Origin of the sequence: Thalassobacillus sp. CUG 92003 (genome assembly GCF_013618635.1) — a bacterium.
GTDB lineage: Bacteria > Bacillota > Bacilli > Bacillales > Halobacillaceae > CUG-92003.
Map to the genome: position 1 here is coordinate 241,149 of NZ_JABLSJ010000001.1, position 17,543 is coordinate 258,691.

Consider the following 17,543-nt stretch of genomic DNA (forward strand, 5'->3'; position numbering starts at 1 on the left):
TTAAGACGTGCAAGGGGAGAAAGGAGTCAGCTCATGTCTGAATATATCATGGAAGTGAACGATTTGAAGACCCACTTTCATACCAAACAAGGGATCGTCAAAGCCGTCGATGGCGTCAATTTGCGGATAAAACCTGGCGAAATACTGGCGGTCGTCGGTGAATCAGGCTGTGGCAAAAGCGTCACCTCTCAGTCGATCATGCGTATTGTCGGTCAGAAAAAAAGCGAACAGCTGAGCGGGGAAGTCTTTTACCATGGTGAGGATTTACTGCAGAAAACAGAAGCGGAGATGAGGAAGATCCGCGGGAAGCATATTTCGATGGTATTCCAGGATCCGATGACCTCGTTGAACCCGGCGTATAACGTGGGCACCCAAATTGCCGAAATGCCGCAAATCCATGAAAACAAGCCAAAAAAAGCGGCATGGCAGCGGGCCGTTGAAATGTTGAAGAAAGTCGGCATTCCTTCCCCTGATAAGCGTGCGTCCCAGTACCCCCATCAATACAGCGGGGGCATGCGGCAGCGCGGGGTCATTGCGATGTCACTTTCCTGCGACCCCGATTTGATTATCGCTGACGAACCGACGACGGCACTCGATGTGACGATTCAAGCCCAGGTGCTGGATTTGTTACGCCGGCTCCGTGATGAGACCGGAACTGCGATCATGTTAGTTACGCATGACCTCGGCGTTGTGGCTGAGCTGTGTGATCGGGTGGCGGTCATGTATGCCGGAAAAATCGTCGAAGAAGGAACGAGCGAAGACATTTTTGACCGGCCGAAACACCCGTATACGCAAGGGTTGTTGCATTCTGTTCCGCGTCCCGGGCATGCCGAGAGACTGCAGCCGATTGAAGGGCAGCCGCCGAGCTTGCACGATTTGCCTGAAGGCTGTCGCTTTGCCGACCGTTGCCCTTTCGTGATGGAGCAATGCCGCAACGAGCAGCCAGATCTGTTAACGACCGAAACCCCGGGCCATACCGTAGCCTGTTGGCTGGAAAAGGAGGGAGTCGAGGATGACAACCGAAGAACTCGTCCGCGTCAGCAACCTGAAGAAACATTTTAACGTCTCCAATGGCCTTTTACAGAAGAAAAGTGTGGTAAGGGCTGTCGACGGGCTGGATTTCTCCGTATATAAAGGAGAGACACTGGGGATCGTCGGCGAGTCGGGGTGCGGGAAGTCCACGACCGGCCGCCTCTTGATGAACCTGGTGGATGCCACCGAAGGACATATGTATTTTGAAGGCGAAGATATGAACGCTTGGGATAAGCAAAAACTGAAGCAGCGCAGACGGGACTTCCAAATGATTTTCCAGGATCCCTATGCATCGTTAAATCCGCGGATGGTGGTGGAAGAACTCATCGAAGAGCCGCTGACGACAACGCAGATGAGCAAACAAGAGCGGAAAGCCCGTGTAAAACAGCTATTGAAGGATGTCGGCATTCCAGAAGATTATCGACGCCGGTACCCGCATGAATTTTCCGGAGGACAACGCCAGCGGATCGGCATCGCCCGCGCTCTGGCTTTGAAGCCGAAATTCATCGTGGCAGATGAGCCTGTCGCTGCGCTCGATGTCTCCATCCAGGCTCAAATCATCAACCTGCTGATCGATCTGCAACAAGAATATGATTTCACGTATTTATCGCGCATGATTTAAGTGTCGTCCAGTATATCAGCGACCGGGTCGGCGTCATGTATTTAGGGAAAATGGTAGAATTAAGTGACAGCGATGAGTTATATAAAAATCCGTTACACCCTTATACGCAGGCATTGCTTTCCTCATTGCCTGTACCGGATATTCATCATGAAAAGGATCGTGTCCTGCTCGAAGGGGAAATTCCAAGCCCCGACGACCCACCAAGCGGATGCCCGTTTCACACGCGGTGTCCCATTGCACAGGACTATTGCAAACACGAAATGCCGGCATTCAGAGAGATTACTAAAGGCCATTATGTGGCTTGTCATGAGGTGTAAATAATGACTTTTTCGATAATCGCGAGATGTAAGGAAACAGGCAAATTCGGGGCAGCCGTCTCCACATGCTTCCCGGGCGTAGGCGCGCATTCGCCTCATATTGAAGCAGGTACCGGAGCTGTCATCACCCAGGGGTGGGTGAACCCGCCTTTGGGCCAGGAAGGGTTGAACTACCTGAAAAAAGGCTATACGGCGAACGATACGTTGAACCATTTGTTGATCCATGACCCGGGAAAAGAATTGCGGCAAGTCGCTGTAATGGATCAATTCGGGAATTGCAGTGCCTATACCGGTGTGGAGAATGATGCATACAAAGGCCACATCATCGGCGATCAATGGTCGGTCCACGGCAACCTGTTGACCGGACCGGACGTATTGGAAGCCATGGCTGACGCTTACCAACAAGCGGCAGGTCCGATCGAAGTCAGGTTATTAGAAGCGCTCAAAGCAGGCGACGAAGCCGGCGGGGAAATCCGCGGCAAACAGTCGGCCGTCATTAAAGTGGTGGATATCGATCAGTTTCCTTATGTCGACTTCCGCGTTGATGACCATGAGGAACCTGTCCAGGAATTGCGGCGTATTTATGAAAAAAACAAATCTGTGCTCATTGAACGCTATTATGAGTGGGTAGATGCGGTAAAGCAGGGGATAATCTTATAGAGGCTCGACTATCATTTGGGGTGAAAAGATGCAGCAAACGATTTTGAACACCTTAAAAGACCGCTACCAGCAGCAATCGATCTGTATTGTCCAAAACGATTATAAACGGATACTCGCAAGCGATCAGACCATGTCGCTGCATGCCTTGTATCAGCTTCCCCTTCAGGCTTCTCAGACGTGGCTGCGCCTCAGCCCGCAAGAAGTCGTTTTTCCCTATACGGATTTTTTCATCTGGATGCAGGGAGAGGCAAGCTTTGACGAGACAGAAGCCTATCAATTTTTTCAGGATCAGGAAATGTGGATCAACCTGCTGCTCGACTACGATCACAAGAAACAGGACGATGAGTTCCTCTATTTACTCATGCACACAGCCAAAACGCTGGCATCCGAAATGTATCAGGATGACATTTTGGAAGTTGTCATCCAATCGGTCGTCGAAGCGGTCCAATTTGCCGACACCGGCTTCTTATTTTTATACGACAGTCAAATCGAAAAACTGTTAGTCCAGGCGGCCATCGGGTTCCGGGAAGAAAGTTATAAAAAGACCCGCCTGAAAACGGGTGAAGGCGTGAGTGGACGCGTTTTTGAAAAAGGGGAACCGATCATCATCAACGGAAAAAACGATATCCGTCAGGCTATGAACAACATGTCGCCGACTAATCATCGGTACTATGTGGAAGCGATCGAGCACAGGCAGGAACGGTACCCTGATTGTATGATGTCCGTGCCCTTACGCTTTCAACATGAAACCATCGGCGTGTTAACCATCGACAGCTTTGAAGCCAACGCTTTTTTTACGGATAGCGATCTGCTGCTATTAGAAACGCTTGCGGACCACGTCGCCATCGTCATTACGCATGCTCGCCTATATAAAAATGAACGGAAAAAACGCGAGGCATTCGAACAGACGCTGCAGGCACTGCGCCAAGAACACGAACGAATGCAGCGCACGACCGACTTCCACCATCGTTTAACGAATATCGCGGCACGAGGTGAAGGGGCCGAAGCCATCGTCAACACGTTGAAACAGACCGTGCCATCGCCGTTCATTATTTATGATGCGCTCTTGCAGCCGTATTATATGACAGAAGTGGCAGAAACCAAGTCACTTCCACCGAGATTTTTGCACCATCCACGCGTTCAGGACGTCATGAAAACCCATAAGTGGCAGATAATCCCGCTCCAGGAGGAAAAACTGATCGTCCTGCCCATCATCGGGGTCGAGTCCATCTGGGGCTTTATGTGTGTCTGGACCGAAGAAGATCAATTAGCTAAAAATGATATTGTGCTGTTCGAGTACGGCGCAACCGTCTTATCATTGGAACTTACGAAAGAAGAAGCCATCCAGGAAGCGGAATTGCGTGCCAAAGGCGAATTGGTGGAAGGCATTTTGTCAGGCCAGTCCCCGAGCATGCTGGAAGTTCAGGCCTCCAACCTCGGCCTTGATTTATCCGACTATTACGTTATGATCTTAGGCAGGCTCCCATCCGATGGCGCAGAAGGCATGATGCCGGAACATATTAAACGCAGCAGAAGAGAAGCCGTGCAATTTTTAGAAAACGAAGTGAAGAAGCGGGACATGAACGGGATCATCTCAATGAATCGATCCTACATATTTGCGATGATCAGTTTTTCAGAACAAGCTGGGAAGGCGAACGCCCGCGACCAAATGAAAGCATTCGCAGACACGTTAAATGCCATGACCCTCCCGATCCAGCTTGGCATCGGGCGCGTGTATAAGCATTTGTCGAACGTCAATCAATCGTATGTTGACGCCGAGAAATGTCTGGAACTGCTCGGTCATAATACGGATCAGCGTGTCATCAGTTTTATTAATGCCGGGATTTACCGGTTCTTGCTTCAGCATAGCAACGAAGAATTGCGTCTGTTCATCGAGGACATCCTCGGCCCGTTGCTGCAGTATGACGAAAAGAAAAATGGCGAGCTCATGAAGACATTGGCCGCATATGTCAAGTATGACAAGGATTTAAAAACTATCACGGACGCATTGAACATTCACCATAACACCCTTTATTATCGGGTGAACCGGATCCAAGACATCTTAGACATGGACGTCACGAACACCGATGAATGGTTCAATGTCCAATTGGCCTACCATGTGTATCAATTTCTCAACAACCACAACCGGTAGAAAGGATGACAAACATGCTAGCTATCATTAACGCCACAATCGCAACAGCCGATAAACCGCTTCAGGAAAACATCGTCATCATCATCGCAAACGGAAAAATAAAAGCAGTCGGACCTCAAGCTCAACTCGATACCAGTCCATGCGACGACATCATCGACGCTGCCGGCCGCGTGATCACCCCGGGATGGATTGATACCCATACACACCTCGGCATTGATGAAGAAGGCATCGCCTGGGAGGGTTCCGATTTTAATGAAATTTCCGACCCCATTACCCCGCACATGCGCGCCATCGATGGCATCAACCCATTCGATCAAGGCTTTCACGATGCAGCCCGCGCCGGCATTACTACAGTCCAAGTCCTGCCCGGCAGCGCCAATGTGATCGGTGGCATCACCGCCATCGTCAAAGTCAAACCGAATCATGTGCTCTCTGACATCATCATCAACGAAGTAGCCGGATTGAAAATGGCCCTGGGTGAAAATCCGAAAAATTTTCACGGTAAAAACGGCAAAGCTCCTATGACACGGATGGGCATCGCCGCCTTGATCAGAGATGCCCTGGTCGACGCTCAAAACGCTCATGGTTCGCAGCACGAACGCAACTTGAAACGCGAAGCGCTCAGCAAAGCCATCAAACAAGAGATCCCCGTCTGCATCCATGCCCATCGCGCCGACGACATCATGACCGCCATCCGGCTGACCGAAGAATTCGACCTCGACCTCCATATCGAGCACGTCACAGAAGGATATCTCATCGCAGAAACCCTCGCCACCTACAAGGATAAGGTGAAGTTCTCACTCGGACCCACCCTGTCCAGCCGAAAAAAAGTCGAACTGAACCAACTCACCTGGGATGCCTACCGAACCTTCGCCGAGCACCACATCCCCTTTTCGACCATAACCGATCACCCCGTGGTCCCCATTAACCAGCTGCAAACCTCCCTGCAGCAAGCCATTGCCCACGGCCTGGATCCCCAGACCGCCCTGAAAAGCGTAACCACGTATGCAGCTGATATTCTTAATCTATCGGCCACGAAAGGTGACATTACCACAGGGAAAGATGCCGACCTCGTCATGTGGAACCGCCATCCTTTAACAGAAAATGGGCAGGCTGTGTTAACGATGACAGAAGGGGAGGTCGTCTACCGAAGTGAGTCGCTGTAACGATGAAAAATCCCATTGGAGTGGGATTTTTTTATGGGCATTAAACGGGTTTTCGAGCGATGAACTTGAATAAGCATGACGCGGGGAGTTTACATTCCAATCCAGACCAAATACAAGTCAAATCATGTTAAATACGATCCCTCAGGCCAACTTACCGATCCTGACGCTTCATCCCTGATTGCTGGACTCTGGCTTTCGAGCCGAAATGAGCGGATTACAAGCTAGAATTTCAGGATGCGTTCCAAATCAAGCCAGATACATGCCAAACCAAGATCCAGAGCTAGCTTACATGCCGAATTTGTGGGTTTTCAATCCAAATCAGCGTGACACCGAGCCAGTTTGCGCCCTCACCAAGCCGGATGCTGAAATTTTCATGCCAAAAACCCGGACTTATATGCCGCGGGAGATTTACATTTCAAAGGAGACCACATACAAGCCAAATCAAGTCAAATACAATCCGGAAAAAATGAGAGTAGCGTGTTAAGCGAAAATACAGCGGGTAATATCAGCAATTTTGTAGATGCTATGAAAAAAGAAATGGAGGACACGAAGATGAATCAGTTTGAAGGATATAATGCTGCATCTCTATCACAGGAGTTAATCAAAGAAATCCAGCAGCTCGAGCAGCAAATGAAGAATGAAACATCTGAGGATATTATCATTATTGCATACTCGCAAAAATAAATTAAGAGTTGATATTCCTAGAGCTGACTGTTCGTATTCGTTATTTATAGGTGCGAAAGTTGAGTATGTTAGTAATCACCCCAAATTCACGGACTAACTTAGAAGCTAGCAAGGTTTGGTTACTGGCACTCAAAGAAAATACACGCCGCTAGTGAGCCTTTCGAGCCAAAGCTCTGATAAATCCCACAGCCGTGGGATTTTTTTATTGTATTATTTCGGTTTCCGTGCCAAAACGAGGGATAACAAGTCGGGAAACCTATTTTCGCTCCAATTCCATTCACATTCAATCCAAACCTCGATCTGCTCTCTGCTTACGCGCCAGGTTTACACCTTTTCGTGCCAATCCATCTCTAATACAAGTCGTCCTCGCTGGCACCCTTTCAAATTACATAAACCCTCAATTAAAGGAAAATCGCCCTGGCAACAAGGGGTTGCAGGGCTTTGCAACTACAGGTATCTTTACTTTTAGCACCCGTCATTACAAAATGGAGTATAGCTTATAGGAAGGTGAATGCTGATATGGATTTTGGTGAGAAGTTAAAGAGTGAGCGGAAAAAGCAAGGCTGGTCTCAGGAAAAATTTGCGGAAAAACTTTATGTGAGTCGACAGTCTGTATCCAAATGGGAAAACGGGCAGAATTATCCGAGCATTGAAATCATTATCATGGTAAGTGATCTTTTAGGTTTAACCATTGATGAACTTTTAAGGAGTGATGAGGAATTGAAGGAGAAAGTCATTAGAGATAGTAAACAATTGGCCTATCCGCGATTAAAATTCATGTTTGATGTCGTGTTCTTATTCGGGTTTGCATTTTTAGCGATTAAGATCGGAATATTACTGTTAAATAATTTTACGGGAGTTGACATTCCCATCAGTGGGTCGTTTGTCTGGAATTTCGGTTCTTTATTTTTAATGCTTGTTGGAGGGATTGGCTCAGGTATTGTCAAAGATAAGTACAAAGAGGAGTGAGTCGGGGAGGTTTTTACGTTGTTATTCCAACAGAGCAAACTAAGGGTCCGATCCTTAGAAGAAAGGGATAAGCTGATATTAGCAAAGTGGTTGTCGGACCCTTCCGTACTGGAATTCTATGAAGGACGCGATCGCCCGTTTGATGTGAACAAAGTAGAGACCGAGTTTTTTCAACACAACGATGATGTGACGGGATTTATGGTGGAGTACGATGGGGTTAGAATCGGATATATTCAATTTTATGTATGTGACGATTATGGTTACGCTGATGAATTAATTTACGGAATCGATCAATTTATAGGAGAACCAAGCTATTGGAACAGGGGCATTGGCACGTTGCTTGTCAGTTCCATGGCGGTTTTCTTATGTGACCACAAACAAGCGGAGCGCGTTGTTATGGATCCACATGTAACAAACGAGAGAGCAATCAGATGTTATGAAAAGAGCGGTTTCAAAAAAGTGAAGCTGCTCCCCAAGCACGAATGGCATGAGGGCGCCTATCGGGAGTGCTGGCTCATGGAATACTGTAACCCTTCGGGGGAGAGCGTTTGACATCAACGGGATATTGTAGGATACTACAGTTAAATAAATTTTACCGAGTAAATGGAGTGGACAGATGAAAGACATCAAATTATTAACAACCTATGAACAACTGAAGGCTCTAAGTGACCCGTTCCGTTCTGAGCTGCTGCTGCGCTTGATGGAAAACCCGAAGACAGGCCAGCAGCTGTCAGAACTCTTTTCGATCTCAAGAGCACGGATTCATTATCATTTAAAAGAACTGGAGAAAAATGAACTGGTTGAAATCGTGCACAAAGAAGAAAAGAACGGCATTGTGCAAAAGTTTTATCAATCTGTCTCGAGTGGATTCGTGCCTGATCCGTCGCTGCTTCCTTATTCGGAGATGACGGAAACAGTTAGGCAAATGATGGTGAGCATGCTGGATCAATCGAAGCGGAGAATTCTGTCGGCACCGGAGGAATCACTGGAAGATCCGTCTGGCTCCAAGGATCCCGATGAGTGGAAGTATCGCTCCAGTGCTTATGAAATTCATGCTAGAGAAGAAGATTTTTTGGCCTGGCAGAAGAAATTATCAGCTTTGATAGAGGAGCTTGCGGACATTCAGCGGCCGGAACCGTCTCCTGATGCCAAACTGTACTATTTTCATATTTTGGGGCTGCAAATTGAGGAAAGTCAATTTACCAAGAATAAAGGAGAGTCTTAAAACGGACTCTTTTTTCGCCGAACGGTCAATTTATTTTTACCGAGTAAAAAAATGATATGGGGTGAGGGGTCATGCAACAGGCCGAGAAAGTTGAAGGAGGCATCGTCCTTCCTTTATCAAAATCGTTATCGTTTATGCTATTAGCGGGAGCGACTGTCGTATCAAGCTTGAGTATGTCGATGTTTATGTTTATCCAATCTTGGTACGTCGTGGAAGGTCTCGGACTTGAAGCAGCTCTTGGCATTGTATTGATGTGTTTGACGGGTTCGCGTATGGTTTCCATGTTAGTCGGGGGTGTGCTTGCAGACAAAAGCCGGCAGACGTTCATTATGTTTGTGTCGGATACGTCACGCGCCGTGTTCGTCCTTTTGTTGGCGCTCCTTTTTCTCTGGTTAGGGGAAGTTCCGATTTGGATGCTTGCTGTGAATGCCGCGTGTTTCGGTGTGCTCGGGGGATTGTTCGAGCCGGCACGGGATTCGCTGTTACCGAAAGTCGTGCAAACCGACCAGTTGACGCGGGCCAACTCGGTCATTCAGGGTGCGATCCAGGTCGCCTTGTTCACCGGACCGCTGCTAGCAGGCGTGTTGATCAGCCTCGTCAGCTATAGCGTGCTGTTTATCGTCATCAGTTTGTTACTGTGCGTTGCGGGGATTGGTGTTTTGTTTATTAAGAAAATGGCTGACCAGCCGCAAGCTGAGGAAAGGCCTGAGGTTCCTTTCAAGCACCAGCTTAAAGAGGGATGCGTCTATATGTGGCAGTCTCCATTGCTCAGGGCTTTGTTCATTATCACGGTTATCGTCAATTTCTTCATTTCAGGTCCGCTTATGATGGGGCTGCCGATTTTCGTGGAAGGCGTCCTGAACGGTAATTCGGTTGATTTCAGTTTCGTTCAGGGAGGCCTGACGTTTGGCATGATTATGGGGTCGATTGTGATCGGGTTGATTAACTTGAAACGAAAAAGAGGGGCTTACGCGTTGTATTTAATCGCCCTCCAGGGTGTGGGCATGCTTGTCTTCAGCCAGACACAGTCGATTATCATGGCGATCGGGATCATTGTTTTTATCGGGATGATCAACCCCGCTGTGAATATTCCATTGATTTCGATGGTTCAAGCGTATTCCGAGCCACAAAAAGTCGGACGCGTAATGAGTTTAATCCGCACAGGTTCGTTAGGCCTGATCCCACTTTCGTACGCTGCAACATCATCCATATTAGGGCTGGGCATCCAGATTCACACTATCATGATGTGGAGTTCCTTCCCGCTGATGCTTAGCGCTACGCTCTTATTTATCACGTTTCCGATTTTGCGAAAAGCTGATTAAGTCGTTGAGCCATCGATTGGGTTTTGTAATAATGAGAGATGTCTAAGGAAAAAAGCAGGGAGGTAGGTGGACGCATAATGGCACCACCCAAACATATTGTTTCCGCAGCTACGATTACATTCAATGAACACGGTGACATTTTATTAATCAAAGGACCGAAGCGTGGCTGGGAGATTCCCGGAGGGCAAGTGGAAGAAGGGGAATCCCTGAAGGAAGCGGCCATTCGAGAAACGAAGGAAGAATCGGGGATCGACATTGAGGTGACTCGCTTTTGCGGCGTGTTCCAAAATGTTGATCGCTCCATTTGCAATACCTTATTTTGGGGCAAGGCCATCGGGGGAAAGCCGACTACAAGCAGCGAAAGCCTCGAGGTTGGGTTCTTTCCGGTAGAAAAAGCGCTAGAACGCGTCACGTGGAAAAATTTCAGCCAGAGAATCGCGTATTGCTTAAATGAAGCCATTCAACCGTTCTACGTGGAATGTCGTGGGAACGAGGTCGAGGAACTTAAACCTATGCTGTAAGAGGTGAACATGATGAGTGACTATGGGCCCGATTTATTTAAAGGAGCAGCGTCATATTATGCTACATACAGACCGACGTATCCATCATCGTTAATCCGTTTTTTGGTCGATCGTTTTTCATTGAATGGTACGCAGAACCTGCTTGATTTGGGATGTGGACCAGGGCGTTTGGCCCTAAGGTTTTCCGATTGGTGTGAAAAAATCGTCGGCGTCGATCCAGAACCCGAGATGATTGAGGAAGCGCAACGTCTCCATCAAGAGTTGTGATTAGGTAACATCGACTGGTATGTCGGTTATTTAGATCAGTATAAACAGGAGAACAACGCTACGTTTGAGCTCGTGACGATCGCGAAAGCGTTTCATTGGATGGACCGTCCCAAGGTTTTGGAACAGGTGTATGACATCGTTCCAGAAGGGGGCGGCGTTGCGATCATTGATAACTACGAGCCGAACAAACAACTGACACCGTGGGAAGAACAGTTAAATGATGTGATCACAAGGTGGTACGGAACAGAGAGACGAGCCGGCAAAACGACGTATCACCATCCAACCGTCGATCACGAAGAGGTCATAGCGCAATCGAAGTTTGACGTTGAGGTCCATTCGTTACCGCCCTTTGACGTCACCTGGACAATCGAATCCATCCTCGGCAACCTGTACTCCACGTCTTACGGATCAAAACGTTTTCTTGGCGACCATATAGCAGCTTTTGAGCACGATCTTAGCAATGCCCTGCTCGCTATTCAGCCGGATGGCGTTTTTCAAGAAGAATGGAATGTAACGGTGAAGCTTGGGATCAAACGATAATCAGGGAGGCCGAAGAGACAGGAATTATTTGACCCTGTCTCTTCGGCTTTATTTGGCTGTGTACTTTTTAATAGCCGGTAAAATCTCCGTGCCGATGATCTCAATGTTTTTCCTGACATGCTCAAATGGCATTCCGCCAAAATCGATTTGGGCAATATAACGTTGATGACCGAACATTTCGTGCTGATACAGAATTTTTTCAATGATTTCCTGCGGGCTTCCGATGTTCATGACGCTATGAGGGTCGGCCCCTTGAGCGAATAGCTGTTTCGAGAAGCCTTGCCCATTCACGCGCTTCATCCCTTCATTGATATGCGGATACATATCCCGTATAGCCTGCTGGGACGTTTCCGCCGCATAGAAAAAACCAGCCGTTGCCACCGGTAGCTGCGCTGGATCGTGGCCGTTCTGCTCCGCTGCTTCCCGGTAGGCATCAATCGCTTGTTTAAATGCTGAAGCAGGTCCGCCTAAATGAGCCAGAAACATGGGCACACCTGCGCGTCCAGCTTTGATGGCACTCGACTGACTGCCGCCGACCGCACGCCAAATCGGCAGCGATCCGTTCTGGGGACGGGGAAGAACTTCGGCATTTTTCAACGGTGCCCGAAACTCCCCTGACCAATCCACGACTTCCTCTTGATTAAGTTTTAACAATAAATCAAACTTCTCCTCATACAACTCCTCATAATACCGAATATCGTAACCCAATAAATCAAAAAGCCCCGTTCGTGACGCACGGCCCGCTACAATCTCGGCACGTCCCTTCGAAATCAAATCAACCGTCGCAAAATTCTCGTAAACCCGCACCGGGTCCGACGTGCCGATAATGGTCGACGAACTCCCGATTTTGATTTTCTCGGTAGCCTGAGCAATGGCCGACAGCACAACGGCGTGAGCCTGAGACGCAAAATACGCCTGGTGGCTTTCCCCCACACTGAAAAAATCGATCCCCGCCTGTTCAGCCAGTTTCGCATAATCAATGAATTCATGAATGCGCTCCCCAGCAGAATTTCGTTCGCCTGTCGACGGATCCGGGAGGTGGTCCCCCAATGTATAAATTCCAAACTCCATTCCCTTGCTTTGATCAATGCGATAGTTTTCCATCTATTTTTTCACTCCTCTAGAACATTTGAATTTACCCTATACAATGTTAGTTTAGACTATAATAGCCATTCAATTAAGTACGCACTTAAAAGTGGTATAGTATCTAAAAAGATACCAAGGAGGATAAGAGGTGGAGAAGCGACCGGAAAATTGCCGTGTAGAAGATGCCTTAAGTATTTTAGTGGGAAAATGGAAACCGATCATTTTATTATACCTCTTGCAAGAAGGCACCAAACGATTCAACGAACTGAAGCGCAGCATGCCAGACATCACACAAAAGATGCTGACGAAACAATTAAGGGAGCTGGAGGAAGAAGACATCATTGCACGTGTCGTCTATCCGCAAGTTCCGCCTAAAGTCGAGTATTCCATAACCGACTACGGCAGAAGCCTAGAACCTATTTTGGAAGCCATGCACGAATGGGGAACGAACCATACTTTACGGAAACAGAGCAAAATGGAACAGTAAGGCCCTTCACTACCTGGATAAGGGTTCGATCTGGGAGGGGAAAATTATAAGCCTCTTCCTATCAGATATAATCAACTTTGCTTCATATACAAGCCAAGCTCCTTTCTATAATGAAAAACTCATTACGCAGAGGGAGTTTACGATTCAACCAGCGTTAGATATAAGCCTAAGTGGATGCGGTACAAGCCAAAGCAGCAAAATATAAGCTAACGAGAGCGTGCGGGGTGGAAATAAGCCGGATTGGGAATGGTTTATGCCGAATCCAGCTTGCACCGCGCCAATCTGCAGCAAAACCAATCCAGATGCTGAAATTTCCATGCCGAACTGAGCATCTTACGTTCCTGGCAAAGGATTCGATCCGGGAGGGGAACATTATAAGCCACTTCCGAGCAGATATAATCCACTCTACTCCATATACAAGACAAGCTCCGATTCATAAGGAATAAATCCCTCCACGGAGGGATTTTACGAGTCAACCAGCGTCAAATATAAGCTGAAGTGGAAGCGGTACGAGCCGAAACAGCAATATATTAGCCAACCGAGTGTGGGCGGGGTGGTAATAAGCCGAATTGAGAGTGGTTTATGCCGAATCCGGCTTGCACCGCGCTAAATCCGAAGCAAAACCAATCCAGATGCTGAAATGTTCATGCCGAACTGAGCATCTTACATGCCCGGGGTAGAAATCTAGCCGGGAAGAGAGCATTGATTTGGAAATTTTCTTTAGTAAGATAGCATGTAGTCCGATTTTCTGAGACCAATTTACAAATTACAATTAAATCAAAAGTCATAATTTCATTACTACACCCAGGAAAAATAACAAAATCTATTGAAGTGAATACATTCTACCTCTGGTCTGCGTCGATCATTTTCATCAAAAATAGCGCGATGGTTATATTTTCCATAATTAGTCCCTAAGAAAGGTTAGGATATGTTAAATTATGGTTAGCTTTAAAGAAGGGAGGGTATCCATGGCTCATATAATGGGGAAAACTCAATTCTTAAGTGCTTTTTTGTTTACCTTTCTGCAGTCTTTCATGAACACGGTTGAAGAAAAAGTGACGCAAGGCGAACAAAAAAACGCACTCGCTGTCTGGATTACGGTGTCCATCATTGTCCTGGTAGGCGGTCTGACGCTGGCAGGGTTGATGTGGGCGTGCAGTCACTTTGTTGATGGGACGTTCGAAGGGTCTTTTGAGATTCTTGGCGCGAAAGTCCGAATCAAGTGTGGTACTTAACTGATAGGGAGAGGGGAAAGCCTGGCTTTCTCCTCATTATGCTTCCCTAGTAAGAAAAGATAGGTGACCTCGATGCTATTATTAAATATAGAAGAGAAGAATCACGGACAAAATTTTCAATTAAAAGATATCAATGTCGAAATCAACCCTGGTGAAATTACGTTGCTTTTGGGTCATAATGGCGCTGGGAAAACGACGATCATCAAGTCGATGTTCGGTCTTATGGATTACGCAGGGTCGTTGTCTATCAATGGCCAAGCAGTGGATATGAACCAGTCCAACCATATTGATTATTTAAAACAACACGTGGCTTATATCTCAGATGGTATAGGCTTATTTGAATATCTGACGCCGCGCGAATATTTTTCGCTGATTGAAAAAACCTTTCCTGCCAAGGTGAACCTTAATTTGCTTGAAAAGTTCATTGAAATCTTTGAATTAGAGCAATATCTTGATCTCCCCATCGACCAATTGTCGCATGGGAATAAGAAAAAAACTCAGATCGTTTCGCAACTCTTTAGAGAAAGCGATTATGTTGTATTTGATGAACCAACAAATGGGTTAGATCCTGATATGGTGATCGTCCTGAAGAAAACCCTCTCCCTTTTAAAAGAACGCGGAAAGGGGATCATGTTATCGACTCACCATCTTAATTTTGGTGAAGATTTGTACGATCATCTGATCATCTTGCGTAATGGCGATAAAAAACTCAACGACTCCAAAACGAATATCTACCATCGATTAGGGCCGATGAACGTGGAACAAATCTATCAATCTGTCAATCAGGATTATTATCAACATGTAGAGGAGGTCATAAATGAACTCTACAATTGAAGTGATCAGACGGGTCGAACTGCCCAAGCACACTAAAAACATGAAAAGGCTGTTCTTTCGTTACCCTTTGCCGATGCTGACAGGTTCGCTATCGGCACTTCTCCTCTATACGTTGTTTTTTACCATAGTCGTCAGGTACTTGACCTCGTTTCCGTTGAATGTCGGTGACACTGTTCATGCAGCAGCTATTTTAAGCTTGCTTTTTACGTGTTTTCTCATCATCTTTTCGCGAGGGAAGTTAGGGGATCACAATGTTGTCGGTTTATTTTTTAATTCACATGTGAAAGCTCATCAGCTGATCATAGCGAGTTATTTTCCTTTATATGTTTTCTTTCAAGTGTTGTTTTTCTTAACGTATTCACCTGTTCTAGTGGCTTTTTATCTGCAGGGGAATGCGGTCGTCCTTTATTTATTGCTCTTATTTATATGTTTAACGATCGTCTTCCTGTTTTCACTTTCCACGTGGATGGTGAGCACGCGAATTTGCTATAAGTTGATAAACAAGTATCATGACAATTTTTATCTGCATGCCATCTTATTTTTAACCTTGCTATGGCTGACTTTTTTTGCCTTGCGTGAGCTCTCATCCATGTCAGGCTCCTCATTTTTATTAGGGGCTGGTCTTGTTTTAATAACTGCCCTGTCGCTAGTCTCTATGTTGAAATTATCGACTGGTTTTTTGATGCAGCTATTCAAAAGCAGTCAAAACAGCATTGCTTCTAAGGAAACAAAAAGCTATACTTTACCGCAAAAGCGGCCCATGATCCATGCCGCGTTAGATGCTCTATATTATTACCGATTTGGGCTATTGCGTGAATTGGTGTTTACATTCCTGGTGTTGATCATCGTCACCTTCGCGTTTCACCTGATGTTTGATGCAACAACGTTTGTCTATCTCTATTCATTTATTCTGAATATAGGTGTAAAGGAAATCATGATCATTGCGCCCCTTTATATCGGGATGCACTACAGGGAACATCACCTTGCTTTTTACAATTTGAACGATCGTGCCCTAACATTTTTGTTGCCGCGCCTAGGCATGGCTCTAGGAATCAATGTAGCCATTCACCTTACGTTCGTGCTCATCAATTACATAGCGCTGAACCAGAATTTCGCGTTTGGTTTAAATGCAGTCGCTTCCATCTTATTTGTCACCCTTGTGTCCGTTTGGGTAGGGTTCAACTTTGTCATCAACGAACGAAACAAGGCCGCAGCACTGATCGGCACGCTCATTTTTGTAGGTTTACTGGAATTTGTGCTTGGAAATTACCTAAGTACAGAGAGTCATTTGACCATATTCTACGCCCTTATGAGCGTTGTCTTTTTGATGGTGATTAAGCTTTTCTATGTCAGGAAGCCGATTATAAAATGATACCGTTTATATTAGCCGTATTACTCACTGCGATCGTTCACGAATTAGGCCATATGCTCGCCATAATGGCCATTAATCTCAAGGAGCAACGATATATTTTTCAGTTTAAAATGGAGCTGAACATAAAGTACCTATACGTCATTCATAAAAAATATCCGAATCCGTTATCCAATCTGATTGTGGCACTTGCTGGCCCCCTGGCGCCGGTGGGTTTAGCGATTCTATTAATCAATACCGGAGGCGATAACTTTAGCACCATCTTTCTCCTTACCGCCTTATTCAACTTGCTCTTTATGCACCCAAGTCTGCCAGATGGCAAGAACATCATTCAATCTCTAGAAGAAATGGGGCAGAAAAAATGATTAAACTATTTAAATCCGTTTTGAGTGGCGTCAGTGTAGCACTGCTGTACATTTTGGCCATTTTGATCGCACCCTTCATCATCCGGTTCAGCGGTAATACGAACTTTCTATCCCAACCTGAAGTGATGAATGCCAAACTATACGCCGTTCAAGTAAGCGGAAATGAATTCAACTCCCAAACGACAGCGATGGGCTTCGTCATTTCTATCGCTCTTGGAATCGTATTGTATTATGTGATGGACAGCCTAACTTCTCGAAGGCACGAGAGCAGTCACAGAACGACTTAAAAGGACCCAGCACAATAATGAATTGTAACCACCTCCAATTAAGTGTAAAATTACACTTAATTGGAGGTGGTTCGTTTTGAAAAAGTGGTGGCTATTGTGGATTTTAAGTATTCCAATGTTCTTGCTCACCTATTTGTATTCATTCTTTTTAACATCAAAGATTGCCTATCTGCCGCAAGCTGAATGTAAGCCGAAATTCATCTTCACTCCAGAAACTGTGCAATACTGTAGCGACATCTATCCGATTGACGTTTTTCTAATAGGATTAAAAAATAATCCCATTTCTTATCTCTGTGTCATTTTCGGGTTATACATAATCGGGTTCTTCATTTATCAAATCGTCAGGCTTGTGAAGTTTCTGGGAAAATGAGCAGTTTTGTTTAGTTGATAGATTACGAGCTAA

At 46.2% G+C, this 17,543-nt stretch carries 20 protein-coding genes and 1 pseudogene; 20 read left to right on the forward strand and 1 reads right to left on the reverse strand.

Annotated features, from left to right (window positions below; genetic code table 11):
• The first annotated feature begins 33 nt into the window (after positions 1 to 33).
• The 13 genes and pseudogenes from HOP45_RS01090 to HOP45_RS20600 all read left to right on the forward strand — a co-directional run bounded on the left by HOP45_RS01090 (position 34) and on the right by HOP45_RS20600 (position 11,477).
• Positions 34 to 1,062: an ABC transporter ATP-binding protein gene (locus HOP45_RS01090; protein WP_181346990.1), complete on the forward strand. Its 1,029-nt coding sequence runs from the start codon at positions 34 to 36 to the stop codon at positions 1,060 to 1,062.
• A pseudogene (locus HOP45_RS01095) lies at positions 1,013 to 1,971 on the forward strand (ABC transporter ATP-binding protein). Before HOP45_RS01090 ends, HOP45_RS01095 begins: the two are co-directional and overlap by 50 nt.
• A 3-nt stretch (positions 1,972 to 1,974) precedes the next feature.
• Complete coding sequence (locus HOP45_RS01100; RefSeq protein ID WP_181346992.1) at positions 1,975 to 2,631, forward strand: DUF1028 domain-containing protein; 657 nt, start codon at positions 1,975 to 1,977, stop codon at positions 2,629 to 2,631.
• Positions 2,632 to 2,659: 28 nt separating this feature from the next.
• Complete coding sequence (locus tag HOP45_RS01105) at positions 2,660 to 4,783, forward strand: helix-turn-helix domain-containing protein (RefSeq protein ID WP_181346994.1); 2,124 nt, start codon at positions 2,660 to 2,662, stop codon at positions 4,781 to 4,783.
• A gap of 14 nt (positions 4,784 to 4,797) precedes the next feature.
• Positions 4,798 to 5,949 carry an amidohydrolase gene (locus tag HOP45_RS01110; protein WP_181346996.1) on the forward strand — a complete coding sequence of 384 codons (1,152 nt, stop codon included), beginning with the start codon at positions 4,798 to 4,800 and terminating at the stop codon, positions 5,947 to 5,949.
• Between the two features lie 552 nt (positions 5,950 to 6,501).
• Entirely contained in the window at positions 6,502 to 6,633 is a 132-nt protein-coding gene (locus HOP45_RS20590) for a hypothetical protein (RefSeq protein ID WP_255437432.1), read from the forward strand.
• A gap of 519 nt (positions 6,634 to 7,152) precedes the next feature.
• Entirely contained in the window at positions 7,153 to 7,602 is a 450-nt protein-coding gene (locus HOP45_RS01115) for a helix-turn-helix domain-containing protein (RefSeq protein WP_181347343.1), read from the forward strand.
• A gap of 18 nt (positions 7,603 to 7,620) precedes the next feature.
• The gene (locus tag HOP45_RS01120; protein ID WP_181346997.1) at positions 7,621 to 8,154 is read left to right on the forward strand and encodes a GNAT family N-acetyltransferase; all 534 of its coding nucleotides are present in this window, start codon (positions 7,621 to 7,623) and stop codon (positions 8,152 to 8,154) included.
• A gap of 64 nt (positions 8,155 to 8,218) precedes the next feature.
• Positions 8,219 to 8,827, forward strand: a complete 609-nt coding sequence (locus HOP45_RS01125) for an ArsR/SmtB family transcription factor (protein WP_181346999.1) — start codon at positions 8,219 to 8,221, stop codon at positions 8,825 to 8,827.
• Positions 8,828 to 8,898: 71 nt separating this feature from the next.
• A complete protein-coding gene (locus HOP45_RS01130) occupies positions 8,899 to 10,149 on the forward strand; it encodes an MFS transporter (protein ID WP_181347001.1) in 1,251 nt (416 codons plus the stop codon).
• Between the two features lie 77 nt (positions 10,150 to 10,226).
• A complete protein-coding gene (locus tag HOP45_RS01135) occupies positions 10,227 to 10,670 on the forward strand; it encodes an NUDIX hydrolase (protein WP_181347002.1) in 444 nt (147 codons plus the stop codon).
• A gap of 12 nt (positions 10,671 to 10,682) precedes the next feature.
• Positions 10,683 to 10,937, forward strand: a complete 255-nt coding sequence (locus HOP45_RS20595) for a class I SAM-dependent methyltransferase (protein WP_255437433.1) — start codon at positions 10,683 to 10,685, stop codon at positions 10,935 to 10,937.
• A gap of 99 nt (positions 10,938 to 11,036) precedes the next feature.
• The gene (locus tag HOP45_RS20600) at positions 11,037 to 11,477 is read left to right on the forward strand and encodes a hypothetical protein (RefSeq protein WP_255437434.1); all 441 of its coding nucleotides are present in this window, start codon (positions 11,037 to 11,039) and stop codon (positions 11,475 to 11,477) included.
• 48 nt (positions 11,478 to 11,525) lie between these two features.
• On the opposite strand, the gene HOP45_RS01145 is transcribed toward HOP45_RS20600, so the two are convergent.
• Positions 11,526 to 12,581, reverse strand: coding sequence for an LLM class flavin-dependent oxidoreductase (locus HOP45_RS01145; protein ID WP_181347004.1), 1,056 nt, complete (start codon positions 12,579 to 12,581; stop codon positions 11,526 to 11,528).
• 130 nt (positions 12,582 to 12,711) lie between these two features.
• Here HOP45_RS01145 and HOP45_RS01150 point away from each other — a divergent pair, with 130 nt between their 5' ends.
• From HOP45_RS01150 to HOP45_RS01180, 7 genes are all read left to right on the forward strand, one after another.
• Positions 12,712 to 13,050: a winged helix-turn-helix transcriptional regulator gene (locus HOP45_RS01150; protein ID WP_181347006.1), complete on the forward strand. Its 339-nt coding sequence runs from the start codon at positions 12,712 to 12,714 to the stop codon at positions 13,048 to 13,050.
• 968 nt (positions 13,051 to 14,018) lie between these two features.
• Positions 14,019 to 14,285 (forward strand): hypothetical protein, encoded by a 267-nt coding sequence (locus tag HOP45_RS01155; protein WP_181347008.1) that lies wholly within the window; start codon positions 14,019 to 14,021, stop codon positions 14,283 to 14,285.
• Positions 14,286 to 14,357: 72 nt separating this feature from the next.
• Positions 14,358 to 15,119 carry an ATP-binding cassette domain-containing protein gene (locus HOP45_RS01160; RefSeq protein ID WP_181347009.1) on the forward strand — a complete coding sequence of 254 codons (762 nt, stop codon included), beginning with the start codon at positions 14,358 to 14,360 and terminating at the stop codon, positions 15,117 to 15,119.
• The gene (locus HOP45_RS01165; protein ID WP_181347011.1) at positions 15,103 to 16,491 is read left to right on the forward strand and encodes a hypothetical protein; all 1,389 of its coding nucleotides are present in this window, start codon (positions 15,103 to 15,105) and stop codon (positions 16,489 to 16,491) included. The genes HOP45_RS01160 and HOP45_RS01165 overlap by 17 nt, the downstream gene beginning before the upstream one ends.
• Positions 16,488 to 16,853, forward strand: a complete 366-nt coding sequence (locus HOP45_RS01170) for a zinc metalloprotease (protein WP_181347013.1) — start codon at positions 16,488 to 16,490, stop codon at positions 16,851 to 16,853. The genes HOP45_RS01165 and HOP45_RS01170 overlap by 4 nt, the downstream gene beginning before the upstream one ends.
• Entirely contained in the window at positions 16,850 to 17,140 is a 291-nt protein-coding gene (locus tag HOP45_RS01175) for a hypothetical protein (protein ID WP_181347015.1), read from the forward strand. The genes HOP45_RS01170 and HOP45_RS01175 overlap by 4 nt, the downstream gene beginning before the upstream one ends.
• Positions 17,141 to 17,216: 76 nt before the next feature.
• The gene (locus tag HOP45_RS01180; protein WP_181347016.1) at positions 17,217 to 17,510 is read left to right on the forward strand and encodes a DUF4306 domain-containing protein; all 294 of its coding nucleotides are present in this window, start codon (positions 17,217 to 17,219) and stop codon (positions 17,508 to 17,510) included.
• The last annotated feature ends 33 nt before the right edge of the window (positions 17,511 to 17,543 follow it).

What these genes read in the sequence shown, in the direction of transcription:
- HOP45_RS01090 (WP_181346990.1), top strand. Translation starts at nt 34, where the DNA reads ATGTCTGAATATATCATGGAAGTGAACGATTTGAAGACCCACTTTCAT.
- HOP45_RS01100 (WP_181346992.1), top strand. Translation starts at nt 1,975, where the DNA reads ATGACTTTTTCGATAATCGCGAGATGTAAGGAAACAGGCAAATTCGGG.
- HOP45_RS01105 (WP_181346994.1), top strand. Translation starts at nt 2,660, where the DNA reads ATGCAGCAAACGATTTTGAACACCTTAAAAGACCGCTACCAGCAGCAA.
- HOP45_RS01110 (WP_181346996.1), top strand. Translation starts at nt 4,798, where the DNA reads ATGCTAGCTATCATTAACGCCACAATCGCAACAGCCGATAAACCGCTT.
- HOP45_RS20590 (WP_255437432.1), top strand. Translation starts at nt 6,502, where the DNA reads ATGAATCAGTTTGAAGGATATAATGCTGCATCTCTATCACAGGAGTTA.
- HOP45_RS01115 (WP_181347343.1), top strand. Translation starts at nt 7,153, where the DNA reads ATGGATTTTGGTGAGAAGTTAAAGAGTGAGCGGAAAAAGCAAGGCTGG.
- HOP45_RS01125 (WP_181346999.1), top strand. Translation starts at nt 8,219, where the DNA reads ATGAAAGACATCAAATTATTAACAACCTATGAACAACTGAAGGCTCTA.
- HOP45_RS01130 (WP_181347001.1), top strand. Translation starts at nt 8,899, where the DNA reads ATGCAACAGGCCGAGAAAGTTGAAGGAGGCATCGTCCTTCCTTTATCA.
- HOP45_RS01135 (WP_181347002.1), top strand. Translation starts at nt 10,227, where the DNA reads ATGGCACCACCCAAACATATTGTTTCCGCAGCTACGATTACATTCAAT.
- HOP45_RS20595 (WP_255437433.1), top strand. Translation starts at nt 10,683, where the DNA reads ATGAGTGACTATGGGCCCGATTTATTTAAAGGAGCAGCGTCATATTAT.
- HOP45_RS20600 (WP_255437434.1), top strand. Translation starts at nt 11,037, where the DNA reads ATGGACCGTCCCAAGGTTTTGGAACAGGTGTATGACATCGTTCCAGAA.
- HOP45_RS01145 (WP_181347004.1), bottom strand. Translation starts at nt 12,581, where the DNA reads ATGGAAAACTATCGCATTGATCAAAGCAAGGGAATGGAGTTTGGAATT.
- HOP45_RS01155 (WP_181347008.1), top strand. Translation starts at nt 14,019, where the DNA reads ATGGCTCATATAATGGGGAAAACTCAATTCTTAAGTGCTTTTTTGTTT.
- HOP45_RS01160 (WP_181347009.1), top strand. Translation starts at nt 14,358, where the DNA reads ATGCTATTATTAAATATAGAAGAGAAGAATCACGGACAAAATTTTCAA.
- HOP45_RS01165 (WP_181347011.1), top strand. Translation starts at nt 15,103, where the DNA reads ATGAACTCTACAATTGAAGTGATCAGACGGGTCGAACTGCCCAAGCAC.
- HOP45_RS01170 (WP_181347013.1), top strand. Translation starts at nt 16,488, where the DNA reads ATGATACCGTTTATATTAGCCGTATTACTCACTGCGATCGTTCACGAA.
- HOP45_RS01175 (WP_181347015.1), top strand. Translation starts at nt 16,850, where the DNA reads ATGATTAAACTATTTAAATCCGTTTTGAGTGGCGTCAGTGTAGCACTG.